Here is a 25,476-nt window from a genome sequence, read left to right on the forward strand (position 1 = left end):
CCGTGTACGTCGAGACCGATTTCCTGACGGCACAGGTCAAAGATGATGACTGGCTTCAAGAGGAAGCACTGCAGGCCCTCGAAGACCACGACGACATCCACACTTCGATACTGACGTACGCCGAGGTTCTCGTGCTGTTCTACGACCGCGACGATGCCGAATACGAAATCGACGTCCCGCGTGCGATCACGAACCTGCTGGAACTCGTTCCGATCGGTTCAAAACGCCACGAGATGGCCGTCCTCGCTGCGGCGGCGTTCCTCGAAGAGCACGAACTCACGCCGTTCGACGCGCTTCATGCAGGGATGGCCGCCACGGGAGACGGACCGGTCCTCTCCAGCGAGCAGGACTACGACACAGTCGGCCTCGATCGACGACCGCTGGAAACGTATCCAGAGTGAAACAGTGACTGACGGTTACTTTCCTCTGGCTTCGTCGAGCCAGTCCGGCTCGTCGACGGTGACGTCGTCGTACGTAAACTCGAAACTCGCCTCGACGTCCGCGCCGTCGGGCACGGTGTAGGAGACGCCAAAGGAGTGGATCGCACCCTCCTCGTCGACGACGATTCGCGTCTCGACGTCCTCGACGTCGCCGAAGGTGGTGTCCTCGTCGAGGACGCCGGAACCACTGTAGGTGAGCCGCCGTGGGTCGTCGTCGGAGACGTCATCGAGTGCGAGATCGGCGGCGGCGAGGGCCGGGCCAAACGTCCCGAGCGAGACGGCTTCGGGCGTTTCGATCTCTTCTGCCTCGTACTGAACGTTCTCGCCGTCGTCGATCCGCGTGTAGACGGTGCCGTCGCCGCTTCGGTAGGTCTCTGCGATGCTCTCGGTGAGTTCGATCCGGGAGAATTCCGTCCCAGTGCCATCAGCCTGAGTCATCAGGGAGAGCTGCTGGATTCGGTCTTCCCCGTCGTCTTCGGCTGGTATCGTCAGCTCGATCGTGGTCTGGCCCTCGACGGATCTGTCGGCAATTGCGGTCTCGTGGCCTGAAAGCGCCTCGTCGGCATCTGTGACGCCGTTCTCGTCGAAGCCAGCGGGATACGTTGGATCGATCTCTTCATCCCCGTTCTCTTCTTCGCCGTTCCCGTCGTCGCCCGACTGGCCGCTACAGCCTGCCAGCGCGGCGAGCCCGCCCCCCGCGAGTAGAAGACGCCGTCGATGCATACACCAATCGGGGTACTGACCCGACAAAACCGTTCTGGCCGTCAGAGCAGTATGGCGCACTGCAGACCGTCAGGGCGTCGGCGGCGCACCATCGTAGGCGTCGTGATCTGTGTAGAAATTGAGCATGGCGAACTTGAGTTTCTCGGGATCGACGTCGAGCATCTCCTCGCGTTCCTCGGCGGGGAACGCATCCCTGACGCTGTACTTGCCGAGGTCGCGCTCTTTCTCGGCGGTGTAGCGGGCATCGAGCAGGATTCGAACTCCGACGTCTTCGGGCGACCGGAGCACGCGCCCGAGCGCCTGTCTGGTCTTCCGGATCGTCGGAATTTCGACGGCGTAGCGCCACCCGGCGTCGTCAACGCCCGTGCGACCGCCGAACGCGACGTCGTAGGCTTCCTGGACCGCCTCCGAACGGTCGTCCAGATGCGGGTACGGGACGCCGACAACGGCGACGGTGCTGGCGTCGTCACCGTCGAAGCTCACTCCCTCCGAGAGGGTCCCCCATAGCGAGGTTAGCAGGACGCCGCCGTCGTCGTCGACGAAGGACTGGCGGAGCTCCTCGGCGCTCGTTCCGGCCTGATCGAGGTAGAGGTTCTCCGGCTGAATACTCGACTGCAAGTGTCCGTGATACCGCTCGGCTTCGCCGTAGCTCGGAAAAAAGGCGAGGGTGTTCCCGGGCGTGAACTCGGCGGCGTCGGCCAGCGCGTCGGCGACGGCTTCCTGTACCTCGGGATCCTCGCGGTCGCTGGCGAACAGCGGCGGCGTCCCGACGGCGTAGGTGCGGCGGTTCTCCGGCGGGAACTGCAGTCCGTAGGCCAGCGTGACGGGACTCTCCAGTCCCAGCACGTCCTCGAACACGTCGAAGGGGCGCAGGGTTGCGCTCATCAGAACAGTAGCGTGGACTTCCTCGAACAGCTCGCCGGTCACCTCTCTCGGGATGCAGGTGTACAGCTCCGCGCGGCCGTAGACCTCACCTGTCCCCTCGTTTCGGCGGACGGAGACGACTGGGTACTTGCCGAGTTCGGTGCCGTCGGCCATCCACGACTCCAGGAACCGTGCGGCGGCCAGCGTCTGACACTCCTGGCGCGTGCTCGACTCGCCGCTCTTGTATGCCTCTTCGTACTCCTCGTCGAGTTCCCGACCGAGCTTTCGGGCCGACTTGACGTCTTCGTCGATCCCCCGTCCGGTGTAGCTCTGCAGGAAAGCGCGAGTGAGGTCGTCCCGCCCCTCCTCGTTGGCGATGGCGATATCATTCCAGTTCTCGTCGACCCCTTCGCGCCCGCCGAAGCCAAAGGCGTCCTCGTACGTCTCCACGAGCGCGTCCCGAAAGGTCCGGATGACGTTGTCGGCCTGCTCGGCGCGCAGGTCGTCGCTGTCTTTCAGTTCGTCCAGCGCGGCGTCGAGCGTGTTCTCGGTCAGGGTCTTCGTCGCGTGCTCGCGGGCCGACCCCTCGACGTTGTGGGCCTCGTCGAAGACGGTGATGACGTCGTCGGGCTCGCGACCGAGCCACCGGAAGAACTGTTCGCGGATGGCCGGGTCGAGCAGGTGGTGGTAGTTACAGACCACGAGATCGACGCCCTCGATCCCCTCCTTGAGGAGTTCGTAGCCACAGAAGCCCTGCTCGCCGGCGTGCTCGTAGATCTCGTCGGGCGTCCGGACGTCCTCGTAGAGCCAGCCGAAAAACTCGTCCGTATCGGCGGTGAGGTTCTCGTAGTAGTACTCGCAGGTGTTCTGTTCTTCGAGGCTCTCGACCTGTTCTTCGAGCGAGTCGAGTTCGTCCATCACCGCGCTCCGGGCTTCCGTGGCGCGCTCGTCGCCCTCCTGGCTGGCCTCCAGGAGCTCCTGTTGACGGCGCTCTAGTTGATTCCTGTCGCGCTCGGCATCGACCAGATCGTAGGTGTTGTCCCGGAGCACCTGACACTCCTCGTAGTCGACCTCGATATGACACATCGAGGATTTTCCCCGGAAGACGACCGCACGGATCGGCTCCTGCTTCGTGATCTGGCGGGCCTCGTGGACGAACTGGCGCATCTGCTGGTGGACGCTGGTCGTGATGACGACCGTCTTGTCCGCCTCGCGGGCGTACTCCAGCGCGGGCACGAGCGCCGAGAGCGTCTTCCCCGTCCCGCAGGCCCCCTCGAAGAGGACATCCTGTCCGCGGGAAAGTCCATTGTAGATGCGGTCCATCGCCTCCCGCTGGTTCTCGTAGGCCTCCTCGTAGGGAAAAAAGCGCATGTACCCGTTGGTCTCTGGCACGTCTGTGAGGTGGCGCGTATTCTACTAAAAGGGTTCGCCCGACCCAAACGGCTACCAGCCTCCGCCTCCTTTATTCACCCATGAGCCACTCGACCTCCGCGGGCATTAGGGGACGATTCGACGACCTCGACGGGCGCGATCTACTCGCACTGGCCGGGTTCATCGTCGGCGTCAACGTCGTCGGCGCGCTGCCGGCCGTCTTCGCGGGCTCAGACACCTCCTGGATCGAACGACCGTGGTTCTACCCACCGGAAATCGCCTTTCCGATCGTCTGGACGCTCCTGTTTACGCTGATGGGCCTCGCCCTCTTTCTCCTCTGGCGTCGCGGGATCGGGCGACGTAACGTCAAGCTCGCATTCGGCGTCTTCGCCGCCCAGATGGCGATCAACGTGACGTGGACGCCGGTCTTTTTTGGCCTGCAAGAGCCGGGCTGGGGACTTGCGATCGTCCTCGCGCTCTGGGTAGCAATCGTCGCGACGATCTACGCCTTTGACCGGGTGGATCGGCGCGCTGCCGCCCTGCTGGTGCCGTATCTGGCGTGGGTGAGTTTTGCGGCGGTGTTGAACTTCGAGATCTGGCAGCCAAGCGGTTGACATCCCCCGCTTTGACTCGCAAAACAGAACGCTTTGATACGTTCGCGTGCAAGATTACCACAAGACCGTGAACGCAAGACAGGCAGATTACGTGGCGCTGGTAGTTGTTGGGGCCGTGCTCCTCATCGGGCTCGCGCTCACCTGGCAGTCCTACCAGCAGTGGCTCGCGCTGGGAGAGATGGGCGGGCATATGGGTGACGGGGCGGCGGCGATGCACGGCACGCACCCGCTATGGTACCTGCTCGGCACCGTCGTCGCCGTTGCCCTCGTGGGCGGTGGCTACCTCGCGGTCCGCGATCAGTTCGTCGCGGACGATGCTACTGGGACCACGAGTGCGGTGATGGCCGACGACCCAGTGGCGGCTGATGCTGGCGTCGATTCGGCTGCGGACACGGCAGGCGACGGTGGAACCGGTGATACTGTCGAGTCGAGTGATGCCGACGAGTCAGACCGTCCATCACGCCCCCTCCTCGACGTCCTGCCCGAAGACGAACGCCGCATTCTCCAGCCAGTGATCGACTCACCGGGACTGACCCAGATTGAACTTCGCGATCGTGCCGACTTCTCGAAGAGCAAGGTGAGCCAGACGGTGAGTGACCTGGAGCAACGCGGACTGCTCTACCGCGAACCGCAGGGGCGGACGTATCGCGTGTACCCGTCGGACGATCTCGACGAGCCATAGCGCGACACTCCCGAAATCTGGCCGGACGAACGATCTCCTCGAAAAGAACGTCTCAAAACCGCGTAAAAACGTTCTAAAACGTTCTCGTGGGTAAGTTCACAGCCATGGACATAACCATCCATGCCTCATTTGTACAACTGGACGCACTACCATGAGACAGACACTGACCACAATCGCCGTCGCACTCGCGGTCATCGTTGCACTGTTCGGAGCTGTCGGCTTCGTCAGTGCTGACACGACTGACCAGGAACAGAATCCACAGACGAACGGGCCCGTCGGACCGATGGCCGATCACGCGCCCGGGCAGTTCGGCGAGATGATGCAGGGTATGGCAGGTGAGCACGTCCCGGGCATGCACAGCGATGATCACGAACACGGTGAACATCACGCCGAGCACGAACCCGGTGAACATCACGCCGAGCACGAACCCGGTGAACATCACGCCGAGCACGAACCCGGTGAACATCACGCCGAGCACGAGTCCAGCGAGCGCCATGCCGGGAACGGCGGCCACTGCTAAGTGACTGACGTCTTTTCTGCGGACTACTCCCCGGGTTCCAGCGCGAGCGAGGCCAGCATTGCCTCTAGCTGTACCTGCTCGTTTGCGCCCTGCGTGATCCGGTAGTCGGCTTCGCCGACGCGGTCCATCAGCCGGACGGCGGCTTCCTCTTCGATCTCCAGGTCCCAGACAGAGCGGTGCAGTTGGTCGATGATGTCGCCGCCGGCGATCCCCTTGTCGATCAGTAGATCGCGGAGCTGACTGCGGGCGGCGACGAAGTCGCCGTCGATGGCCGTCTGGACCATCTCCTGAACCTCCTCGGGCCGGGCGGTGGCGGTGATCTTGAAAACTGTCTCTTCGTCAACGGTCTCACCCATCACTGCGGCGGCCTGGAGGGCGTTGATCGCCTTGCGCATGTCGCCATCGGCGGCGTATATCAGTGCGTCGACGCCGTCCTGCGTGAGCGTGATGCCCTCCTCATCGGCGATCTTCCGGATCTGTGTCTCGACGGCGTCGTCGCCAAGCGGCGCGTAGCGAAAGACGGCACATCGGGACTGGATCGGGTCGATGATCTTGCTGGAGTAGTTACACGAGAGGATAAAGCGGGTGTTGTTCGAGAACTGCTCCATCGTCCGGCGGAGCGCGGACTGGGCGTCGCTGGTCAGCGCGTCGGCCTCGTCCAGAAAGATGATGCTCGGTTTCGACCCCGCTCGGCCGCTCCAGTCGGTGCTGGCGAAGTTCTTGATCTTCTCGCGGACGACGTCGATCCCGCGCTCGTCGGAGGCGTTCAACTCGAGGAAGTTTTCCTCCCAGTTGTCGCCGTACAGCTCCTTGACGATGGCGACGGCGCTGGCGGTCTTGCCAACCCCAGCCGGCCCGGCAAACAGCAGGTGCGGCAGGTCGTCACGCTCGATGTAGCTTTGCAGCCGGTCGGTGATGTTGTCGTGGCCGACCACGTCGTCGAGCGTGTGTGGCCGGTACTTCTCCGTCCAGACGTCCTCGCGGCCCCCCACGGACTCGGCTTCGGCATCGCTCATACTCCGTGTCTGGTTCTTCGATGCTATAAAACGTCCGAGAGCGGGCAGCGCCGACCTACTGTTCCTCGTCGCCGTTTTCGCCCGCTGTCACTCGATCAGCCAGTAGCTCGGCCATCGGATCGAGCGAGTCGTACACCTGCCACGCGATAACCGCCAGCGGCGGGAGTGCAAGCAGGAAGAAGGCCAGATCGTAGAGCCACGCCAGTCCGTCGAGCAGAGGAACGATCGCGGGCGCGAGACCGCGGTGGGCGATCACGATTGCCACGAACACGACCAGCAACTGTGCGATCGTTGCCACGTCGTCGACGACGAGTCGCGGGCCGTCGAGCGCCGAGGTGACGAGCCGCTTGACTGCTGGCGCAAGCGAGATCAGCAGCCCGACGAGTACGATCGTGACGACCGCGCTCACGAGCGCCATGAAGGTGACCGGCGAGCCTGGGACGAGCCGGTCGATACCTGGTAGCAGGGAGACGAGCCCCAGCAGCAGTACGAGTGCCACCGTAGCGAGCAGTAGCTTCCCAATCCGGTGGATCGTCCGGTCGTCCAGTGCGTTGTGGTCGGTGTAGTTACCTGTCATCGTTGCAGTCGAATCCGGGTGCCGAGCGGACAAATACCGTCCCTGTCGTTGATTCGCTTCGCTTCGTTTTATTACGTTCATAACGACACGTCAAGAGCCCGGCATCCCGGCGTTCGACGGTTGCTCACGGATTTGAACGATCCTACCGGGTGCCAGCAAGGGCACCGTGGCGACACCCTCAAGCCATCGACGGCGCAACGATGAGCTATGCAGGTCACCGTCGAGGTAAAGGGCGAGCAGACGGTCGAACTCGACGTCGAGGACGCGACCTACGCGGAGCTACTGGAGCGGGTCGACGTCAGCCCGCACGAGGCGTCCGTGCTGGTCGACGGCCGCCCAGTTCCGGAGGACCAGCCAGTCGAGGCCGAGCACGTCACCGTGTTGCGGCTGATCAAAGGGGGGTAGCCGTTTCAGCGCCGTCTTTCGTGTCGTCGCTACCGCACGATTTAGGGCAATCCACGCCAAGTGAGGGGTATGTCATCCGATGGCAAGTTCGGTGAGTTCGGTGGCCGACACGTTCCGGAACCGCTCGAAGCGCCCCTGCAGGGGCTGGCAGACGCCTTCGATCGGTTCGTCGACGATGAGGAGTTCCAGTCCGAGCTCGCCTACTATCTGAAACACTTCGCAGGGCGTCCCACGCCGGTCTTCTACGCCGAGACCCTGAGCGAGCGCTACGACGCGGAGATCTACTTCAAACACGAGGACCTGCTCCACGGCGGCGCCCACAAGCTCAACAACACGCTCGGACAGGCGCTGCTCGCAAAGCGTGCGGGCAAAGAGCGGTTGATCGCCGAGACCGGCGCGGGCCAGCACGGCACCGCGACGGCGATGGTTGGTGCACTGCTGGATATCGACACCACGGTCTACATGGGCCGTAAGGACATCCAGCGCCAGGAGATGAACGCCTTCCGGATGCGCCTGATGGGCGCGGAGGTCGAGGAGGTCACCCGCGGCAACGAGGGACTCGCCGAGGCGGTCGACGCGGCGCTCGAAGACCTGGTCGAGAATTACGAGAACACCCACTATCTCGTCGGCAGCGCGGTCGGCCCCGACCCCTTCCCACGGATGGTCCGGGAGTTCCAGTCCGTCATCGGCGAGGAGGCCCGCGAGCAGATCCAGCAACTGCACGGCGACCTGCCTGACGCCTGCGTCGCCTGCGTCGGCGGCGGCTCGAACGCCATCGGTCTCTGGCACGCGTTCAAAGACGACGACGTGGCCTTTTACGGCGCAGAGCCGGGCGGACTTGACGACACACACCACTCCGCGCCACTCTCGAAGACGAGAAAGGACGACCCGGAGATCTTCCAGGGCATGAAGACGAAAGTGATCGACGAGGATACGGAAAACCATTCGGTCTCCGCCGGGCTGGACTACCCCGCGGTCGGTCCCGAGCACGCCGCTCTACAGGCGCTCGGACGAGCCGAGTACCACGCCGTCTCCGACGAGGAGGCACTCGCCGCGTTCCGGGAACTCAGCGAGTCAGAGGGGATCATTCCCGCGCTGGAGCCGAGCCACGCCATCGCGCTCGCGATCAAACTCGCCGAGGAGGACCGCCACGACACGATTCTGGTCAACCTCTGTGGCCGCGGTGACAAGGACATGCAGACCGCCGCCGAGAAGTTCGATCTGAGCTAATCGAGCCGTTTTTCGAAGTGGACGAGTTCGTACTCGCCCAGCGTCGACTCGTCGACCTGCTCGTATCCCGCACTCGGATAGAACGCGATTGCCTTGCGCTGGCGGCGTGCCGTCGTCGCCAGGATCGGATCGAAGTCCGCCGCCGTGATCCGCGATTCGAGCGCTGCGAGGAGATCGCGACCGTAGCCCTGTCCCTGCACAGCGGGATGGACGCGCATTCGGTGGAGTTCCGCAGCGCCGGGAACCGTCCGTTCGTCCTCGTACCCCGCCTCGCCTGGCAGGTAGCCGCCGATCGCGACGACGGAGCCGTCGTGGGTCGTGATGGCCGCCGAGTCCTCGACCTCAAGTGGCTCCGGGAGGACGCCGACGAGGAACTCGCCACCTCGGTCCAGATACGACGCCGCGACGTCCGCGAGGTCGCCACTGCCGGGGATGTCGTCGGGGTCCGTTTCGGTCTCGGCCAGTGCTAGCTCGTCGACACGCTGGACCGCTTTCGCGTCCCGTTGATCGAACGGTCGGCACCGGAGACCGCTCATGGCTCGGCGTGCTCCTGGACCCACGCCAGCAGTTCGTCGCCGCTCACGTCCATCCCCTGTCGGCGGAAGAAGGATGCGACGTTCTCGCAGTCGCGTTCGAGGAACTCCTCGGCGTTCGGGTGGTGGACCGTCACCGCCTGCCCGACGTCGATGACGACCAGCTCGCCGTCGTAAAAGAGCACGTTGTACTCGCTGAGGTCGCCGTGGACCAACCCGGCCGCGTACAGCCGTCGGATGTACTCCCGGACGACCTCGAAGGCCGTCTCGGGGTTCTCGATGGAGACCTCGGTGAGTCGTTTGGCCCGGCCGTCCTCGGTCCCGATATACTCCATGATCAGGACGTTTCGCTCGACCGCGAGCGGTTGAGGAACGCGAACGCCCGCCTTGCGGGCGCGTTCGAGGTTCGAGAGCTCCTTGCGCGTCCAGGCCATCACGATCTTCTTTTTATCGCCGAGCTCCTCGAAGCGCGGATCGCCGACCAGATACTCGCGCATGTCCTGGAAGTTGGTCGCGCGGGTGCGATACACCTTCATCGCGACCTCCTCTTCGCCCTCCCGGAGCAGGTCGAGCGATCGCTCACCGGCAAGTGCATTGTAGACGTTTGCCTCCTTGCCGGTCGAGAGCGGCCCGCCGATCGCGTCGACGTAGCCGTCCTGGACTAGCTTGTACAGCGCCGCGAAGGTGGCGTCGTCGAAGGCCCCGTCGTCGACCTTGAACCGGTCGGAGTCCTTGATCCGCTTGCGGAACTGGCTGAACTCCCGATCCCGCTTGCGGGCGATCCGGTCGGCTTCCGTGTCGCTGACGTCGATCTGCTCGAACTCGTCGCCGGGCGCGTCGGACTCGTCGGGTTCGAGCAGGCCGTACTCGCCTGTCATCTACTCCCGGGTACGGAATCCAGCGGTAAAAGGATGCGTTCTGCAGGCTCGATCAGTGGATGTGGCCTTCGTCCCGGAGCTGGTCGGCTTCCTGTTTCTCGTAGCGCCACGTAATGTCGGCCTTCTCGTCCTGCCAGTCCCACGGCTCGACGAGCACGATGTCGTCCTCGCGGATCCAGATGCGTTTTTGCATCTTGCCGGGGATCCGGGCGGTCCGTTCCTCGCCGTCCGCACAGCGTACCTTTACGCGATTCGCGCCGAGCATATCCGTGACTTCGGCAAAGACCTCGTCGTCGTCGGGCATCCGGAGGTCGTTTCGTCCGTTGTCGTCGCTCATACGCGGATATTGGACAGGTGTGGTTTTAAACCCGATGGAGTCGGTTCCGCGTCGAAACCACCGGATTATTGTACGCGCCCCGACCAGCGAGAGGTATGATACAGAAACTCGGCGCAGCCGGAATCGTCGGTCTGCTGGCACTGCTCGGCGGAATCGTCCTGATCGCCTCTGAGAGTCTCGTTATCGCTGGCGGGCTGGCGCTCGTCCTCGCGGGGCTCGGGCTGATGGTGCGCTCGCTGATCCAGAGCGTGCTCGGCTCGATGGGGATGGGCGGGATGTTCTAAAGACTGGTCTCGTACGCTTTTGCTCACCGCGAGATCCAGGATTTTGGCAGGGACGATCCGTTCTCAGCTCTGTCGATAGCCTGAAAGCCCCCGCACCGCCCGTTTGTCTTGATTATCACGACCTCGTCATCAATCTCTCCTTGAAAGCCCCCGTACCGCTCGGCGGCTCTGCGCCCGTGCGCTCCTCGCGTCGCTGCGGTGCTAGCAGGCCGCGGAGCCGCCGACCGGCACGGCCCCTTTCGATCCACCCAGACAGCCTCCTCCTCCCCAGCCGACTGCGATCCTCGCTTCGCTGCGGTTCTCGCCCTCGCGCATTGCTGGCTCGGCATAGACGCCTCGCCAGCGCGCGCCACCGCAGGGAACCGTTCTACAGTTCCGTCGCCCGGCTATCCCGTTCGTCGTCCGCGCGGTGCTCGCTGATGAGCTGGTCGACCATCTCGGTCGTCTGCTCCTTGCGCCGCTCTTCGGCGCGATCCTCCCAGTCGTCGATCACGTCCTCGACATCCGATTCGCGGGCGACCGCGAGCTCGTCGACCTCCTGCATTCGGACGTCCGCGACCGGCCCCACCGGAATGTCGTGCTCGAAGAGGATCTCGTCAGCGACCTCCGAGAGGTTGCCGCCGTTTTTCAGGACGGCGCGCGGCTGGACCTCGACCAGGCGCTCGGCGGTGCTGCGGCCCGCGCCGCTGGCATCCCGGAGGTAGATCACGTCGTCCTCGGCGAGCCCGTACTGCTCGTGGGCGTCTTCGAGGGCGTTCGTGGTGAACTTCTCGACGGGTTTGATCGGGATCAGGTCCTTCTTCTTGGCCGAGACGTCGGCGAAGTTCGAGTGGTCGAGCTTCCAGAGCTCCTTGAGCCGCTCCAACTTGCCTTCGAGGGTCTCGTTTCGCTCCTCGGCCGCGGCGAGTTCGCGTTCGAGCCGCTCGTTCGCGCGCTGGAGCCGGGTAACCTCGCGGCGTTCCCGGGCCTTCTCGCGTTCCTCGCGGCGGGCGTCGGTCAGCTCCGCTTCCAGTTCCTCGATCCGGTCGTCCTTCTCGTCGATAGTGCCTTCAAGACTCTCCACGTGGTCTTCGAGCCGTTCGACCTGCCGTTCCAGATCGCGGATGCGCTTTTCGTCGGCGGTGAGTTCGCGCGGCGTGTGCTCGGTGGACTCCTCCTCGTCCTCGTCGTCCTCGCGGCGGCTGTCGATCGCCGCTTCGACCGACACGTCGTTGCGCACGACGTCGGCGGTGACCTCCCCGCGGTCGAACTCGCCGGGCACCTTGCGGGCGATCCGCCGGAACTGGTCCTCGTGGTCGTCGAAGGCGAAGAGGGCGGCGGCCATCGCGTCGCGTTCGTGGTCGTTGTCGTAGCCGTGCTCGCGGGTGCGGTGCTGTTTCGTGTCGATCGGGAGATCGGACTCTGGCGTCCATGCGGCGGCGTCGAAGCTCCTGCGGATCTTCTCGACGGTCTCGGGCATCGGCGTGACGTCCGCGGCGACGACGATCGGCCGCCCGCGCTCGATGAGCCACTCGATCACGGCGGCGGTGTCGGCGGTCCGGGTGCTCAACACGTCAAGCAGGTCGCCGTCGAGCGAGACCACGGCGACTGCGGTCGTCGTGCCGGGGTCGATCCCCACGACGACGTGGTCCCGGCGCTTGACGAGCGGCTCGAACTCGATGCCGTCCCGGCGCTCGCGCTCGATCTCGACGCGGGTGTCACCCGAGCGGTTCCGCGAGACCGGGATCTCCTCGGGGCGGGCGCTGACGGCGAAGATAGCGTTGCTGTAGCCGCCGTACTTCTCGGTGATGTCCTTTTCGTACTCGAGGTTCGCCTCGTCGAGCGCGCTCTCTACCTCGCGGGCCCGGCGCTTGACCGAGCCGTGGATGCGGCGGGTGAACCGATCCTCGCTCCAGCCGCCGCTGCCGGTCGAGCGCCCCCGCGAGACCTTCACTTCGGTCGTGTCGGTGAACGCCGACACCTCGTAGCCGACGTTCCCGGCGGCGAGTCGCGCCGCGGCCTCGGCTTCTTGCATCGGCTCTTTGCCGTAGGGGACGCCGTGGCGCTTGGCGACCCGCGAGAGCGGTTCGGGCTGCTCGTCGCCGGTGACCTGCACCAGCCGGGTTCCGTCGGGCAGATCGCCGAGAAACCCGACGAGGGCGTCCTTGTTCTCGGCGAGTTCGTACATGTTGTCGGTCGCGAGCATCGCCGGCTCGCGGTCGTCGATCAGCCGCCGGAGCTTGCGGTAGCTGACGACGTCGCGCTCTATCGACTCGCCGTCGTAGATACACAGCGCGTAGGAGGGTGCGGATCCGCGCACGTCACCGCTCTGGATGTCGATGCCGAAAACCACGGCATCGAGCGCACTCGTTCGATGGCTCACGTCCCGTGGTAGGCGGTGGCGGAAGGTGAATGTTGTCCTCGTCGGCCGGATCGACTGTGAGCGGACCGGCCGGATGTTCTCTGCGGTCGCCGGTCCTGGAACGTATAGAGTCTCAGTATCCCCCGCAACCCACCATCAGATTTATTACTGTTTGAGTACTCAATCAAACTATGGGTGACAAAACCACCGAGGAGGAGATCCTCGAAGCGGCGGGCATCGTACTCGGAGCGGAGGGATACAACGGGTTCACGACGGAGAAAGTCGCCGAGAGGGCGGACGTAAGCCAGTCACTGGTACACTACTACTTCGAGACGAAAGAGGACCTCGTGCGGGCACTGTTCGAGTGGGGTGGCAAGAACGTCGAGGAGGCAGTCGAGGATCGCGTCGACAGTGACGACCCGCGTGAGCGTCTGGTGGAGTGGACCGACTACATGATCATGGGTGGCGGCGAGTTCGAGGAGGTGGTCGAGGTAAACCGGGTCCTGCTTGAACTGCGTTCGCTGGCGGTTCGCAACGATTGGGCGCGCGATATCGTTCGCGGCGAGCGCGAGGGGCTAGAAGCGTTCGTCGCCGATGCCGTGGCGGATGGCATCGAGCGTGGCCAGTTCCGTGACGTGGACGTCGAGTCGTTCGCCGCCGCCTATGCGAGCGGCATCGAGGCATCGCAGGATCTGACCGCGGTGTTCGCGGATCCGGAGGCGGTCACGGCTGTCCACGATGGCCTCATCAACCTCGTTGACGAGTACCTGCTCGTAAACGACAGCGCGTAGCTGACTGTGAACAGAACGGCTGGCAGGCGAAAGACTGCCCCTGCCACCACGAAGTGCAACTCTATTTCCTAGCTATCGGGAAACGGCACTTTGACTATTACGATATATCCATTGTGATCAAAAGAATTATATCATTTTAGTACTAAGAAGAACCCTAGTGAAGCTGACGACAACCCTATTAGTATATAATATATTCCCAAATCTACTGATATAGCTAAAAACCCCACAAAAATGTGGACGAGGCCGAATAAAATCGCCAAATATCCGATTATGACTTTGGATTTCACACGTAATTTCGCATATTAGTATCTATCTGTCATTTACACAATCTGGAACTACAAATCACTGTCTGATTCGATTGTTGTGCTATCCCCAGTACCGTTAACCTCTATTTTTGCATAAGGATTTGCATTACCTGTTGGCACTCCAAACCATGAATCTCCTTCATATAGATCTTGCCTGAATACTTCTACAGATTCAATATCATTGTTCTGACTGGAACTGGTATTTTTCGAAACATTTCTTTGATAACTGAAGCGTGAGACGGACTCGACAGAATATGAGTTGTGATTTACACTGTCAACTGTTGCATCTTCTACCAAACCTGTGCAACTTGTGCAGTCTTCAGTACAATACGAATATTCCCAGTCTACCTCACATCTCCAAGTAAAAACATGCCCCGTCAACCCATATCCATCAATTTCAACATTATGTGATTCATTTCCGGAAGTTTCCGTAAGATCACCTTCACAACTCATCATACCACCCCCACTTGTCAATCACTGATTCATTGATTACTTTCCTTTCAGATGAATGAACGTCTGCCTCTTTTATTTCATCTACTGTATCAGATCTTGACAACTGTTCCTCAGATTCATTACTGTATGATTTAACAACAGTAAAAACCGGTTTTTGAGCATCTACGATAGCTTGCTTTTGTTTTTTGCTTAATTTATTTTCAATAGCTTTCTTTTCTCTTTTTGAAGAGCTACTGTATTTCTCAGCTACGTATACGACGTGATGAGGGTTGTGGGGATTGAATTGTTTGATATTTTTTGGCTTTTTAGGCTTGGGTGGTACGCTTTCAGGTTTAACACTCTCTGATATCTTCTTTCCAGCATGATCACCTTTCCCAGTTTGTTTATTTCGCTGATCTGGCCCAGCAGAGGCAGATCCTACAACTAAACTGCTGCCCGAGGCAATTCCAGCACTTTTGAGCACCTTACGACGGCTAAATCTACTATTTCTCTCCGTCATCCATCTACCATTACCATGCACATACCCTTAATAATTATTATAATTTACTAAAAATAAATCCCATCAAGAATTTTTAACTAGAAAATTCTTTGTTTCATCTATTTATTGGAAATTCGGGCGCGGAATTTTCTAAATATCTGGAATAGCCTCTGTGTCCGCTATCTGGAAAAGTAGGTTATACTGCTCACATCTAACTCAAAAGAGGGACATATTCTAGCTGTGTGGGTACGGAATCTCGACCGTCTCGCCGTCCTCCGGAACGAGCACCTCGCCCTCGAATGCCTCGCGGGCCTCCTGCAGGTGGTCGCTCACGTCGCCGGTGTACCGCGAGGAGATGTGGACCAGCGCGAGCCGTCTGGCGTTCGCGCGGCGGGCGACGGAGGCAGCCTCGCTCGCCGTCGAGTGGCCGGTTTTTTCGGCACGCTCCCGACCGTCCGCGGCGAACGTGGCGTCGTGGACGAGCAGGTCGGCATCCTGGGCGGTCTCGACGGTCTCGTCGGTCGGCCGGGTATCGCCGGTGTAGACGAATTTCCGGCCCGGTCGGGGCTCGCCGACGACCTGTTCGGGCTCGACGACCGTCCCGTCGTCGAGTTCGACCGGCTTGCCGTCGTGGAGCTGTGAGAACTTCGGCCCGACTGGGACGCCGAGTTCCTCGGCGCGCTCGCGGTCGAACCGGCCCTTCCGGTCGTCCTCGATCAGGGCGTAGCCGACCGCTGTCGTGCGGTGGTCGACCGGGAAGGTGCGAACCTCGTACTCCTCAGTTCGTAGCGCCACGTCGTCGTACCCCACTTCGTTGAGCCGGAGTGGGAAATCAGGACGACCGCCCGCGGCTTCGATGAAGGCTTTGAGCTGGCCTTTCTTGCCCGGCGGGACGTGAATCGTCATCGGGGCCTCGCGGTCGTTGAACTCCATCGTGTCCAGCAGGCCGGGGAGCCCGTAGATGTGGTCGCCGTGGGTGTGGGTGACGAAGAGATGCGAGACGTCGAAGCCGGTGCCAAAGCGCATCATCTGGCGCTGGGTGCCCTCGGCGCAGTCGAAAAGCAGGTGATCGCCCTCGCGGGCGACCGAGATCGCGCTGGGGTTGCGTCTGGTCGTCGGCACGGCCCCGCTGGTCCCCAGAAACGTCACGCGAAGCGTCATTACATCCACCTGGTCGCCGGTCGGGTAAACCGGCTTCGGATCCCGACCGACCGATTCTTACCCCCGCAAGCGCTACGGGTGCGTGATGGATTCGCCGCTGTGGACCGACGTGCACGCCCCGGAGCTGGACGAGCTACCGCAGGACGACGTCCGCGAGTATCTCCAGCGCGGCGTCGACGAGCCGCTGAATCTGGTCTTGCACGGCCCGCCGGGCAGCGGCAAGACCGCCGCGGTTCGCGCGCTCGCCGCTGAAGCGCACGAGAACCCCGACAACGATCTCATCGAGATCAACGTCGCCGACTTCTTCGACCGGACGAAAACCGAGATCAAAAACGACGACCGGTTTGCGTCGTTTCTGGAGGGGCGAAGTTCGATGGCGAAACGCGACATGATCAATCACGTCCTCAAGGAGTCGGCGAGCTATGCGCCGGTCTCCGGGACGTACAAGACGATCGTGCTGGACAACGCCGAGGCGATCCGCGAGGACTTCCAGCAGGCGCTCCGGCGCGTGATGGAGAAACACCACAAAACCACGCAGTTCGTCATCACGACGCGCCAGCCGACCAAGCTCATCCCGCCGATCCGCTCGCGGTGTTTCCCCGTCCCCGTCCGCGCGCCGACCCACGACGAGATCGCTGAAATACTGGAGCGGATCGCGACCGCCGAGGACGCCGAGTTCGACGAGAACGGCCTCAAGTTCATCGCGGGCTACGCTGGCGGCGACCTCCGGAAGGCGATCCTGGGCGCACAGACCACCTACGGGAAAGAAGGGGAGATCACTCGCACCGCAGCGTACGAGGTGCTCGGCGACCTGGGCACCGACGATCAGGTAAAGGAGATGCTAGACGCCGCCGAAGCGGGCGAGTTCACCGACGCACGCTCGACGCTCGACGACCTGCTCGTCGATGAGGGACTGTCGGGCGAGGAGGTGCTCGAAGACATCCTGCGGATCGCCCAGTCACGGTACGACGGCGACAAACAGACGAAGCTCTACCGGATCGCGGGCGAGATCGACATGGATCTCACCGAGGGGACGAACGACCGGCTCCACCTCTCGCATCTGCTCTCGCAACTGCCGGAGCTGACGTGGGCCGAAGCCTGACATTCACGCCGCCTCGCGATCGATCCGGTACAGTGACACCCCGAGGAGCAACAGCGCGAGCGCCACCAGACTGAGTGATTCCCCAACCGGCGCGGGAAGCCACGCTGCTGGGCTCCCCAGAGCGGCGACGATACCTGTTGCGTAGCCGACCGCCAGGACAAGGGCACCCACGCGTTGTCTCCGTGAACTGTTCCGTCGGAGTTCGTACAGCGCCGCGACCACGACGGCAACGACGCTTACAGCGCCAGCGAGTGCGAGGAGATCTACCATCGGATATCCGAAGCGATGTCGGTACCACACTTCAACGTTCGTATCGGGATATGTCGGACGCATCGGCGGTTTAAACGATGAACAGACATAACTACAGCTTCTATAGTATTATACTACAAATACTGTAGCGTATAACTATAGTTTCTATAGCGTGCCACTACGCGGTGTCCAGCACCAGCACGTGCCGCGTCAGCGACCGATGGACCCGGCGCTCGAAGCGCGCCTCGACGGTCCAGCCGGCGCCCCTCGCTTCCTGCTCCCACGAGCGATCGGCGACGACGACCGCCCGATCGGCGATCCGGCGTGCCTCCGCGAGCGCGCCCGCGACGAGATCCGCCAGATCGAGGTTGGCGATCTTCGACTGGCGGCCGTAGGGCGCGTCGAAGACGACCGCGTCGGCGGCGTCGTCGGCGAGGGGCAGGGCAGTGGCGTCCCCACGCATCGTCCCCAGAACGCGCTCGTCGGGGACCAGTGCGGCGAGGTTCTCCGCCGTGCCGCGGGCCATCTTCGCCTGCGCGTCGACGCCCAGCACCGACGCGCCGACGAGCCCGCCCTCGATGAGGACGCCGCCGGTACCACACATCGGATCGACGAGCGTCGTGCCCGGCCGCGCGCCGGCGATGTTCACCAGCGCGCGCGCCAGCAGCGGGTCCATACTCCCGGGCTGGAAGAACGGGCGATCGGTCGGCGCGCGCGAACCGTACTCGCGGACGCTCTCGACCGCGAGCCAGCCCAGCGCGCAGACGCTCCCGGGGTCGTCTTCGATCGGAACGGGACCGGCCGTCCCGGACGTGACGGCCTCACGTGGGTCGATATCGCCCTCACGCTCCCACGCCGTTTCGTCGGTAAAGACGGCGCGCAGCACGTGATCGGGGTCGTCGAGATCGACCGAGAAGCCCCGGTCGACGAGCACGTCCCCGAGCGCGCGTTCGACGCGCTGGGTGTCGATTCCTGTGCTCGATCGGACATCGACTGCGCGCACCGCGACCGACCCCTCACGGTCCAGCGGTGCGGCCGAAAGCAGGGCTGTTGCACTGTCGACATCCGCGTCGCTCGTCCCGATAAGTTCGCTCGCGTGGCGGGTGTAGGCGAGTGTCGAGACCCTCGCACGGTCGACTGCGCGCGCCGTAATGACGCCCGGGGCGATCAGCTCGGCTCCGCTTGCGGCGCTCGCCGCCTCGTAGGCCGCGAACCGGTCGTCCTCGCCGCCGAGTTCCAGCAGGTACACACTCCACTGTGGGCCGTGGGCGCTCAAGAATCGGCCGGTTTCGCTCGTCGTTTCGAATATTTGACCTGCAAACTACCCAACTCATCGATCCGTGGCATGAACCTTTATAAGCCTTAAATACAACCTTTAAAACGAGCTATGAGCGACCCCAAGGAAACTATCAATATCGAAAACGTCGTGGCGTCGACGGGCATCGGACAGGAGCTCGACCTCCAGAGCGTCGCAATGGACCTCGAAGGCGCGGATTACGATCCCGAGCAGTTCCCCGGTCTCGTCTACCGAACCCAGGAACCCAAGTCGGCTGCCCTGATCTTCCGATCGGGCAAGATCGTCTGTACCGGCGCGAAATCGACCGACGACGTCCACGAGAGTCTGCGTATCGTCTTCGACAAGCTTCGTGACCTCGAGATCAACGTCAACGAGGACCCCGAGATCGTCGTCCAGAACATCGTCACCTCGGCGGATCTGGGCCACAACCTCAACCTGAACGCCATCGCGATCGGGCTGGGCCTGGAGAACATCGAGTACGAGCCCGAGCAGTTCCCCGGCCTCGTCTACCGACTCGATGATCCGGAAGTCGTTGCACTGCTCTTTGGGAGTGGGAAACTCGTCATCACCGGCGGCAAACAGCCCGTTGACGCCGAGCATGCGGTCGACAAGATCGTCTCCCGACTCGAAGATCTCGGACTGCTGGAGTAACTCTCGAAACTCCGGTTCTATCGTATATCAGCATTTACAAGTCTCATCGGCGGAACCCTGATACATGAGCTCCCCAGTTCCTGCGCTGTCTGCCGTCCCCGAGACGATCCCGGCCGTGCTTGGCACCGTACTCATCGCCACCGTCTTTTACGGTCTCACGGCACACATCGCGGCCCGGTACGTTCTCGGCGACGTCCGGATCGAGCACGGCCTGATGGTTGGAGCGGTCCCGGCCGTGATCATCGTGGTCGGCGTCCAACTACTCGGGGCTGGTGCAGGGCTCGTCCTCGTCGTGCTCGCCGCGATCGTCGCCGACTTTCTGGCGATCGAACGGCTCTATGACACGGAGTGTCGGTTCGCCGCCATGATTACCGTCGTCCACTTCGCGATCAGCGTCCTGCTCGGGAGCGTGCTCGGCTCCATGTTCGTCGCATAGCCGGACGAACGGTCTCTACTATTTCGCGGCTTCAGAAACGATTATAAACGCTATAGTGGCGTCTCCAAGATGAGTTTTCGTCCGTACTGCTAACCGGATAGCACAACAATGGGACAGTGAGAGCAATGACATACAGAACCGAGATTGTTCGACGGACACGTTCGTGGGCTACCTCGCCCACCGAGACAGCAGGGGACACGTCCCACACCGTCGGGGTGGTCGGATGAGCGACGCCATCCTGCGCGGCGTCCTGCTGGCCGTCGCCCTGATCGTTTTCCTCCCGCTGGTATGGATGACCACTGGCCTGTTCGGAGCCGGTACTCACATGGGCGGTGGTCTCATCGGTGGAGGGCTGTTCGGTCTCGTCCCGCTCCTGTTGCTGGTCCTGTTCGGGTACGGTCTGTACGTGGCGCTGGTCGACGACGATTCCGAGCAGGAGACCGACGCGGCGCTCGACGAACTCCGTAGGGCGTACGCTCGTGGCGATCTCTCCGACGAGGAGTTCGAGCGCCGACGCGAACGTCTCCGCCGGAACCGATAGGGGCTACTCGACGAGTCGCTCGATTTCGGTCACGAGGATGTCGCTCGCCCCCTCCGATTTCACCTCGTTGATCGTCTCGAACACGTCGCGCTCGTCGACGACCGCGTGGACTGCAACCTTTCCATCCTTCCCGTTCCCGCTTGCGATATCCATAACCGTTGGGCCGCCCATCCCGGGGATCACGCTCCGAACCGCATCGAGGCGGTCCTCCGGGACGTTCATCATCAGGTACCGTTTGCCGTCCGCACTCAGCACCGATTCCAGCGCGGTCTCGATCTGCCCGACCTTGTCGTCGTCGGCCACGTCCTCGCGGGCGAACAGCCGGACGGAACTCGACAGGACCTCGTCGATGATTCCTAGCCTGTTGACCTTGAGCGTCGTGCCCGTGCTCGTGATATCGATGATCGCGTCTGCCATCTCGACATGGGGCGTGAGTTCGGTCGCGCCGGTCACCTCGACGATGTGGGGCTCGACGCCCTGCTCGTCGAAGTAGTTCCGGGCGATCGTCGGGAACTCGGTGGCGACTTTCTTCCCATCGAGCTGTTCGACACGCTCGATATCGCCGTCCTCCGGCGAGGCGAGCACGAGACGACACTGGCCGAAGCCGAGATCCAGCAGTTCGGCGACGTTGTCCGGATCGGATTCGGCGATCTGGTCGTGGCCGGTGATTCCCACGTCGGCCGCGCCGTCGCTCACGTACTTGGGAATATCCGCGGCACGGGCGAAGAGCAGGGTGACGTCCGGATCGATCGTGTCGGCGTACAGCTTTCGGTCCGCGCCGTCGACGACGTGCAGGCCTGCCCGCTCTAGCAGGTCGAGTGCTGGCTCGTGAAGACGACCCTTGTTGGGGACAGCGATTCGCATTGACCGGGAGTTGACCGTCCTGCGTGAACTGTGTTTCGGCCTTGGAGCGAGAGTATCGCCGATATGTTGAAGGCCGTAGCAGTTCACAGTCGAGACAGATGACGGAACCGCTGTCTGGGTTCGGAGCGTGGAGGGACACGGAGATTGACGTGGCTGTTAGTACCGTGAAAAACGAGCTAGACGAAGACTTCGAACATTCGGCCTCCGGTCTGTTCTGATCGTTACTTTGCACCGGTCCCGTTAACTATCTGCCTTCCGAACTCCGCGCTATGACGACACTCCGGATCGCGGGCGGGAAGGTGCTCCGCCCCGACATGAGCGTGATCGAGGCTGACGTGCTGGTCGACCAGGAGGCAGGCGAGATTCTGGAGATCGGCCCGGACGTCGATGGCGAGGACGAGTATCTCGACGCCGACGGGTCGCTGGTGATCCCCGGCCTCGTGAACGGCCACTGTCACGTCGCGATGACGCTCCTGCGGGGCTACGCCGACGACAAGCCACTCGATCGCTGGCTGCAGGAGGACATCTGGCCGACCGAGGCTGAATTGACGCCCGACGATGTCTACGCGGGGACGAAACTCGGCGTACTGGAGATGATCAAGTCCGGGACGACCGCCTTCGGCGACATGTACTTCATGGTCCCCAACATCGTCGAGGCAGTAGAGGAAAGCGGCCTGCGCGCCCGCGTCGGCCACGCCGCGGTCACCGTCGCGAAAGACGACGAGGCGGCCGAAGAAGACGTCCAGACGAGCGTCGAGATCGCCGGCCAGTACGACGACAGCGAGGACGAGCTCGTCAGTTCGGCCGTGATGCCGCACAGCCTGACGACCGTCGCCACCGAGTACTTCAGCGACTTCGCGGAGGGCGCACGCGGCCTCGACGTCCCGCTGCATTACCACGCCAACGAGACGACCGGTGAGGTCGACCCGATCGTCGACGAGGAGGGAATGCGCCCGCTCGAACTCGCTGACGAACACGGCTTGCTGGGCTCGGGCGACTATCTCGCACACTGTGTCCATATCGATGAGACGGAGATCGATCTGCTCGCCGACTCCGGCGCGGCGGCAATTCACTGTCCGGCCTCGAACATGAAACTCGCCAGCGGGATGGCTCCCGTACAGGAGATGCTCGACGCGGGCGTCACGGTCGGTCTGGGCACCGACGGCGCGGCCTCGAACAACGATCTCGACATGTTCGACGAGATCCGCGACGCCGCAATGATCGGAAAGCTCGCGGCCGACGACGCCAGCGCGGTCGACGCCGAAACCGCGTTTTCGCTCGCGACGACCGGCAGCGCGGAGGCGCTCGGCTTCGACAGTGGGCGCATCGAGGAGGGTGCGAACGCCGACCTCGCGGTGATCGACCTGGACGCCCCACGGTTGACGCCACCGCACGACCTCGTCAGCCATCTCGCCTACGCCGTGTCGGGGTCGGACGTTCGCCACACAGTCGTCGATGGCGAAATCCTGATGCGCGACCGCGAGGTCCTCACGCTCGACGAAGAGGCCGTGATCGCGAACGCCACCGATCACGCGGCGTCGCTGGTTGCGCGAGCGGAGGCGGACGATTGACTATATCTGAACTAAACGCTTACAATCTGTTTTAAACGCTGTAACTATTTCTGAAGCTCTTGTCTGGTATCCGGAAGGGGTCGTAAATCGACTGAACAGGGTGGCTACTTTATCATACTGACCTGTCTCTATCCGGGTAGATGACACGCAACCGTGCACAACTGTTCGCCATCGTCGGCGCGGTCCTGATGATCGCGTCGCTCCTGGCACCGGCCGCCGCGGGAGCGGCCGTGGCAGAGGAAGAACCGGGCGATCTGACCATCGACGTCGAAGACAACGTCGTCACGCTCACTGACGACGACGGCCCCGTCGATAACGCGACGGTGATCGTCGAGCAGGTCGACGAGGACGCTGATGAGTCCGATGATGAGGAGTCGGACGACGAGGAATCGGATGACGAGGACGCTGACGAGTCCGATGATGAGGAGTCGGACGATGAAGAATCGGACGACGAGGAATCGGATGACGAGGACGCTAATGAGTCCGATGATGAGGAGTCGGACGATGAAGAATCGGACGACGAGGAATCGGACGACGAGGATGCTGACGAGTCCGAAGAAGATGACTCCGAGGAATCCGATGAAGAAGAAGCGTACACCTACGAGGGCACGGGCGAGTACACGACCGACGAGGACGGACAGGTCGAGCTTCCCGCACCCGATGAGGAAGTCGAAGTCGTCGTGACGGCCGAAGACGGTGACCGCACCGCCGAAGCCACCGCGACGCTGACGCCGGACGATGCGGCAGCGAATTTCGGTCAGGAAGTCTCCACGTTCGTCGCTGACCTACAGGACGAGGACACGAGCGGACCGATGGGTCTCCACGTTGCCGAGTTTGTCACGGAGAACAACCCGGCCGCTGACAACATCCCGGATCACGCTGGTCCGCCTGAGCACGCAGGCCCGGACGGTGACGAGGAAGATCGCGACCAGGGTCCACCGTCCCACGCAGGCCCGGACAGTGACGACGAGGACAGCGACCAGGGCCCACCAGCGGATGCGGGACCTGGCGGTGACGATGCAGATGACGAAGAGACTGAAGACGACGATGAGGAAGCCGATGATGAGGACGACGGTGACGAGGAAGACGATGATGAGGACGACGGTGACGATGACGGCGACGACGCGGATGCCTGATCGGATCCGGTAACCGCTTTTTTGTTTCTTTACTCGTCCCCAGTAGCGTCGAGACTGCCGCGTTCGCGCATCATCCGTGTGCCGCGCTCGATCCAGCCGCGGTGGACGTAGACGCTGCCGAGAACGATGTTGCGCCAGACGTAGTCGGCGACGATGGCGACGTAGGCGGCGACCACGCCGTAGCCGAGGTGGAGGCCGCCGACGTAGGTCATACCGAGCAGGAAGACGAAGGTCCCCGTGACTTTGGCGACGAAGGGCGAGCGCGTCTCGCTGCCGCCCCGGAGTGCCCCGGCGAGGATGGCGTAGGGGGCGATCAGCACGGTGGCGACGGCGTATGCGCGTGCGAAGTCGGTCGCATAGCCGATCGTCACCGGATCGCGGGTGAACAGACTGACGAACGCCTCGGCCTGGAAGAAGAGGACGACACCGAGCCCGCCGACCGTAATCGCACCCAGCGCGGCGGTTGCCAGCCCGTCGTAGTACGCGGTATCCGGCTCGCCGCGGCCGAGCGCCTGCCCGACGATGACATTGGCGGCGACGCCGTAACCCCGCGAGAGCGGCGCGGCGATCTGCTGGTAGAGGCGCATTCCGATGTGATAGGCGGCGTTGACTTCGGTGCCGAAGGCAAGCAGGATGGCGTTGAAGGGGAACTGTGCGACGACCTCCGAGAGCCCCTCGGCGATGCGGGGGGCGCTGATGAGGACCAGCTGTTTGCCGATGATCGGATCGGACGGCCGGACGAGCGTGATCGGGCTTCGGTCGGTCGAGAGCACCAGGAGGAAGGCTCCGGCGGTGAGCGTGTCCGCGATGGCGGTGGCGGCCGCGATACCGACGACGCCGTACTCGGGGAGTCCGGCGATGCCAAAGGCCAGACCGACTGTTAGCCCAATGTTGAGGGTGTTACCGCCGAGGTTGACGTACATCGGCGTGCGCGTGTCGCCGGTACCCTGAATGGATCGGGCGGCGATCAGAGTGACGTGACGCGCGGGCGAGGACAGCAGGATGACTGCGAGGTAGCTCGCACCGATCAGGACGACGTCCTGCTCGGCTCCCAGTACACTGATCGCAGCCTGATCGAAGAGGAGACCAAAGACGGCGAAGGGAACTCCGGCGAGTACGCCCAGCGCCAGCGCGGTGGTCACCGCCTCATCGCGGTTGGCGGTCGCGCCGCTGCCCGTGTCCTGACTCGACAGGGCGATCGCGCCGTCACCGACACCCAGTCCGAACCAGAGCGGCAGTCTGGCGTAGATGTCCGCGAGGCCAACCGCGGCGACGGCTGCGGGCGAAAAGAACCCGGCGACGATCACGTCGGTCGTCCGCATCAGGGTGCGCAGGACCTGCTCGGTCATCACCGGCCACGACAGCCCGAGGACCGAGAGCCAGACCGCTCGTAGGCGTGCCCACCCGGTGGATTCCTCGGACGACTCGCTCACGGTGTCGGGTTAGCCGAGCGTGTAGTTGAACGTTGAGGAAGGGGAAGGTGTCGGTCGGAGCGCCTGTGGCGACCAGGACCGGCGCTACGGAGTCATCGGCGATGTTACATTGATGTTACACCACCACGGAAGACGGCGCGGCAGTCCCACATCGTATCGGGCCGGCGATGCAGGTCCGGTAGGGTAAAGGAGG

At 62.8% G+C, this 25,476-nt stretch carries 29 protein-coding genes; 14 read left to right on the plus strand and 15 right to left on the minus strand.

Annotated features, from left to right (window positions below; all coding sequences use genetic code 11):
• Nucleotides 1–2 precede the first annotated feature (2 nt).
• Complete coding sequence (locus tag AArcS_RS00715; RefSeq protein WP_238478516.1) at nucleotides 3–401, plus strand: PIN domain-containing protein; 399 nt, start codon at nucleotides 3–5, stop codon at nucleotides 399–401.
• 15 nt (nucleotides 402–416) lie between these two features.
• Here the strand turns inward: AArcS_RS00715 and AArcS_RS00720 are convergent, their stop codons facing one another.
• Complete coding sequence (locus tag AArcS_RS00720; RefSeq protein ID WP_238478517.1) at nucleotides 417–1,163, minus strand: DUF7537 family lipoprotein; 747 nt, start codon at nucleotides 1,161–1,163, stop codon at nucleotides 417–419.
• Nucleotides 1,164–1,232: 69 nt separating this feature from the next.
• Nucleotides 1,233–3,419 carry an ATP-dependent DNA helicase gene (locus tag AArcS_RS00725; protein ID WP_375139624.1) on the minus strand — a complete coding sequence of 729 codons (2,187 nt, stop codon included), beginning with the start codon at nucleotides 3,417–3,419 and terminating at the stop codon, nucleotides 1,233–1,235.
• Nucleotides 3,420–3,499: 80 nt separating this feature from the next.
• Here AArcS_RS00725 and AArcS_RS00730 point away from each other — a divergent pair, with 80 nt between their 5' ends.
• The 3 genes from AArcS_RS00730 (at nucleotide 3,500) to AArcS_RS00740 (ending at nucleotide 5,214) form a co-directional block, all read left to right on the plus strand.
• The gene (locus AArcS_RS00730) at nucleotides 3,500–4,012 is read left to right on the plus strand and encodes a TspO/MBR family protein (RefSeq protein WP_238478518.1); all 513 of its coding nucleotides are present in this window, start codon (nucleotides 3,500–3,502) and stop codon (nucleotides 4,010–4,012) included.
• 67 nt (nucleotides 4,013–4,079) lie between these two features.
• Nucleotides 4,080–4,694: a helix-turn-helix transcriptional regulator gene (locus tag AArcS_RS00735; RefSeq protein ID WP_238478519.1), complete on the plus strand. Its 615-nt coding sequence runs from the start codon at nucleotides 4,080–4,082 to the stop codon at nucleotides 4,692–4,694.
• Between the two features lie 151 nt (nucleotides 4,695–4,845).
• Nucleotides 4,846–5,214 carry a hypothetical protein gene (locus AArcS_RS00740; protein ID WP_238478520.1) on the plus strand — a complete coding sequence of 123 codons (369 nt, stop codon included), beginning with the start codon at nucleotides 4,846–4,848 and terminating at the stop codon, nucleotides 5,212–5,214.
• A gap of 23 nt (nucleotides 5,215–5,237) precedes the next feature.
• Here AArcS_RS00740 and AArcS_RS00745 read toward each other — a convergent pair whose 3' ends face one another.
• Complete coding sequence (locus AArcS_RS00745; RefSeq protein WP_238478521.1) at nucleotides 5,238–6,230, minus strand: replication factor C small subunit; 993 nt, start codon at nucleotides 6,228–6,230, stop codon at nucleotides 5,238–5,240.
• A 55-nt stretch (nucleotides 6,231–6,285) separates the two neighbouring features.
• Nucleotides 6,286–6,807, minus strand: a complete 522-nt coding sequence (locus AArcS_RS00750; RefSeq protein ID WP_238478522.1) for a hypothetical protein — start codon at nucleotides 6,805–6,807, stop codon at nucleotides 6,286–6,288.
• 207 nt (nucleotides 6,808–7,014) lie between these two features.
• Between AArcS_RS00750 and samp2 the strand changes: the two genes are divergently transcribed.
• Together samp2 and trpB are read left to right on the plus strand one after the other, a co-directional pair.
• Complete coding sequence (gene samp2 / locus AArcS_RS00755) at nucleotides 7,015–7,212, plus strand: ubiquitin-like small modifier protein SAMP2 (protein WP_238478523.1); 198 nt, start codon at nucleotides 7,015–7,017, stop codon at nucleotides 7,210–7,212.
• A 69-nt stretch (nucleotides 7,213–7,281) separates the two neighbouring features.
• Nucleotides 7,282–8,442 carry a tryptophan synthase subunit beta gene (gene trpB / locus AArcS_RS00760; RefSeq protein WP_238478524.1) on the plus strand — a complete coding sequence of 387 codons (1,161 nt, stop codon included), beginning with the start codon at nucleotides 7,282–7,284 and terminating at the stop codon, nucleotides 8,440–8,442.
• Here the strand turns inward: trpB and AArcS_RS00765 are convergent.
• From AArcS_RS00765 to eif1A, 3 genes are read right to left on the minus strand one after another with little or no spacing between them, the layout of a single operon-like run.
• Nucleotides 8,439–8,978, minus strand: a complete 540-nt coding sequence (locus AArcS_RS00765; RefSeq protein ID WP_238478525.1) for a GNAT family N-acetyltransferase — start codon at nucleotides 8,976–8,978, stop codon at nucleotides 8,439–8,441. The two genes, trpB and AArcS_RS00765, sit on opposite strands and share 4 nt — an antisense overlap.
• On the minus strand, nucleotides 8,975–9,853 hold the full coding sequence (gene rio1 / locus AArcS_RS00770; RefSeq protein WP_238478526.1) for a serine/threonine-protein kinase Rio1: 879 nt from the start codon (nucleotides 9,851–9,853) through the stop codon (nucleotides 8,975–8,977). The genes AArcS_RS00765 and rio1 overlap by 4 nt, the downstream gene beginning before the upstream one ends.
• 52 nt (nucleotides 9,854–9,905) lie before the next feature.
• Nucleotides 9,906–10,190 carry a translation initiation factor eIF-1A gene (gene eif1A / locus AArcS_RS00775; protein ID WP_238478527.1) on the minus strand — a complete coding sequence of 95 codons (285 nt, stop codon included), beginning with the start codon at nucleotides 10,188–10,190 and terminating at the stop codon, nucleotides 9,906–9,908.
• A gap of 95 nt (nucleotides 10,191–10,285) precedes the next feature.
• Here eif1A and AArcS_RS00780 point away from each other — a divergent pair, with 95 nt between their 5' ends.
• On the plus strand, nucleotides 10,286–10,474 hold the full coding sequence (locus AArcS_RS00780; RefSeq protein ID WP_238478528.1) for a DUF7470 family protein: 189 nt from the start codon (nucleotides 10,286–10,288) through the stop codon (nucleotides 10,472–10,474).
• Between the two features lie 367 nt (nucleotides 10,475–10,841).
• Here AArcS_RS00780 and AArcS_RS00785 read toward each other — a convergent pair whose 3' ends face one another.
• Entirely contained in the window at nucleotides 10,842–12,836 is a 1,995-nt protein-coding gene (locus AArcS_RS00785) for a DUF460 domain-containing protein (RefSeq protein ID WP_238478529.1), read from the minus strand.
• A 170-nt stretch (nucleotides 12,837–13,006) separates the two neighbouring features.
• Between AArcS_RS00785 and AArcS_RS00790 the strand changes: the two genes are divergently transcribed.
• Nucleotides 13,007–13,606: a TetR/AcrR family transcriptional regulator gene (locus AArcS_RS00790; protein ID WP_238478530.1), complete on the plus strand. Its 600-nt coding sequence runs from the start codon at nucleotides 13,007–13,009 to the stop codon at nucleotides 13,604–13,606.
• A 335-nt stretch (nucleotides 13,607–13,941) separates the two neighbouring features.
• On the opposite strand, the gene AArcS_RS00795 is transcribed toward AArcS_RS00790, so the two are convergent.
• The 3 genes from AArcS_RS00795 to rnz all read right to left on the minus strand — a co-directional run bounded on the left by AArcS_RS00795 (nucleotide 13,942) and on the right by rnz (nucleotide 16,003).
• The gene (locus AArcS_RS00795; RefSeq protein WP_238478531.1) at nucleotides 13,942–14,367 is read right to left on the minus strand and encodes a hypothetical protein; all 426 of its coding nucleotides are present in this window, start codon (nucleotides 14,365–14,367) and stop codon (nucleotides 13,942–13,944) included.
• Nucleotides 14,354–14,863: a hypothetical protein gene (locus tag AArcS_RS00800; protein WP_238478532.1), complete on the minus strand. Its 510-nt coding sequence runs from the start codon at nucleotides 14,861–14,863 to the stop codon at nucleotides 14,354–14,356. Before AArcS_RS00800 ends, AArcS_RS00795 begins: the two co-directional genes overlap by 14 nt.
• A 213-nt stretch (nucleotides 14,864–15,076) precedes the next feature.
• On the minus strand, nucleotides 15,077–16,003 hold the full coding sequence (gene rnz / locus AArcS_RS00805) for a ribonuclease Z (protein ID WP_238478533.1): 927 nt from the start codon (nucleotides 16,001–16,003) through the stop codon (nucleotides 15,077–15,079).
• Nucleotides 16,004–16,088: 85 nt separating this feature from the next.
• Between rnz and AArcS_RS00810 the strand changes: the two genes are divergently transcribed.
• Nucleotides 16,089–17,105: an AAA family ATPase gene (locus AArcS_RS00810; RefSeq protein ID WP_238478534.1), complete on the plus strand. Its 1,017-nt coding sequence runs from the start codon at nucleotides 16,089–16,091 to the stop codon at nucleotides 17,103–17,105.
• Between the two features lie 3 nt (nucleotides 17,106–17,108).
• On the opposite strand, the gene AArcS_RS00815 is transcribed toward AArcS_RS00810, so the two are convergent.
• The gene (locus AArcS_RS00815; RefSeq protein ID WP_238478535.1) at nucleotides 17,109–17,375 is read right to left on the minus strand and encodes a hypothetical protein; all 267 of its coding nucleotides are present in this window, start codon (nucleotides 17,373–17,375) and stop codon (nucleotides 17,109–17,111) included.
• A 157-nt stretch (nucleotides 17,376–17,532) separates the two neighbouring features.
• Nucleotides 17,533–18,603 (minus strand): methyltransferase domain-containing protein, encoded by a 1,071-nt coding sequence (locus AArcS_RS00820; protein ID WP_238478536.1) that lies wholly within the window; start codon nucleotides 18,601–18,603, stop codon nucleotides 17,533–17,535.
• Nucleotides 18,604–18,741: 138 nt separating this feature from the next.
• Between AArcS_RS00820 and AArcS_RS00825 the strand changes: the two genes are divergently transcribed.
• The 3 genes from AArcS_RS00825 (at nucleotide 18,742) to AArcS_RS00835 (ending at nucleotide 20,279) form a co-directional block, all read left to right on the plus strand.
• Nucleotides 18,742–19,302 (plus strand): TATA-box-binding protein, encoded by a 561-nt coding sequence (locus AArcS_RS00825; RefSeq protein WP_238478537.1) that lies wholly within the window; start codon nucleotides 18,742–18,744, stop codon nucleotides 19,300–19,302.
• A 64-nt stretch (nucleotides 19,303–19,366) separates the two neighbouring features.
• The gene (locus AArcS_RS00830) at nucleotides 19,367–19,738 is read left to right on the plus strand and encodes a DUF7473 family protein (RefSeq protein WP_238478538.1); all 372 of its coding nucleotides are present in this window, start codon (nucleotides 19,367–19,369) and stop codon (nucleotides 19,736–19,738) included.
• Between the two features lie 223 nt (nucleotides 19,739–19,961).
• A complete protein-coding gene (locus tag AArcS_RS00835) occupies nucleotides 19,962–20,279 on the plus strand; it encodes an SHOCT domain-containing protein (protein ID WP_238478539.1) in 318 nt (105 codons plus the stop codon).
• Nucleotides 20,280–20,282: 3 nt separating this feature from the next.
• Here the strand turns inward: AArcS_RS00835 and hisG are convergent, their stop codons facing one another.
• Nucleotides 20,283–21,143, minus strand: coding sequence for an ATP phosphoribosyltransferase (hisG, locus tag AArcS_RS00840; RefSeq protein WP_238478540.1), 861 nt, complete (start codon nucleotides 21,141–21,143; stop codon nucleotides 20,283–20,285).
• Between the two features lie 269 nt (nucleotides 21,144–21,412).
• Between hisG and AArcS_RS00845 the strand changes: the two genes are divergently transcribed.
• Both AArcS_RS00845 and AArcS_RS00850 read left to right on the plus strand, forming a co-directional pair.
• Nucleotides 21,413–22,714 carry an amidohydrolase gene (locus tag AArcS_RS00845; protein WP_238478541.1) on the plus strand — a complete coding sequence of 434 codons (1,302 nt, stop codon included), beginning with the start codon at nucleotides 21,413–21,415 and terminating at the stop codon, nucleotides 22,712–22,714.
• Between the two features lie 140 nt (nucleotides 22,715–22,854).
• On the plus strand, nucleotides 22,855–23,850 hold the full coding sequence (locus AArcS_RS00850) for a hypothetical protein (RefSeq protein WP_238478542.1): 996 nt from the start codon (nucleotides 22,855–22,857) through the stop codon (nucleotides 23,848–23,850).
• A gap of 29 nt (nucleotides 23,851–23,879) precedes the next feature.
• Here the strand turns inward: AArcS_RS00850 and AArcS_RS00855 are convergent, their stop codons facing one another.
• Nucleotides 23,880–25,199, minus strand: coding sequence for an MATE family efflux transporter (locus AArcS_RS00855; protein WP_375139667.1), 1,320 nt, complete (start codon nucleotides 25,197–25,199; stop codon nucleotides 23,880–23,882).
• Between the last annotated feature and the right edge of the window lie 277 nt (nucleotides 25,200–25,476).

It is taken from the genome of Natranaeroarchaeum sulfidigenes (genome assembly GCF_017094485.1).
Lineage (GTDB): Archaea > Halobacteriota > Halobacteria > Halobacteriales > Natronoarchaeaceae > Natranaeroarchaeum > Natranaeroarchaeum sulfidigenes.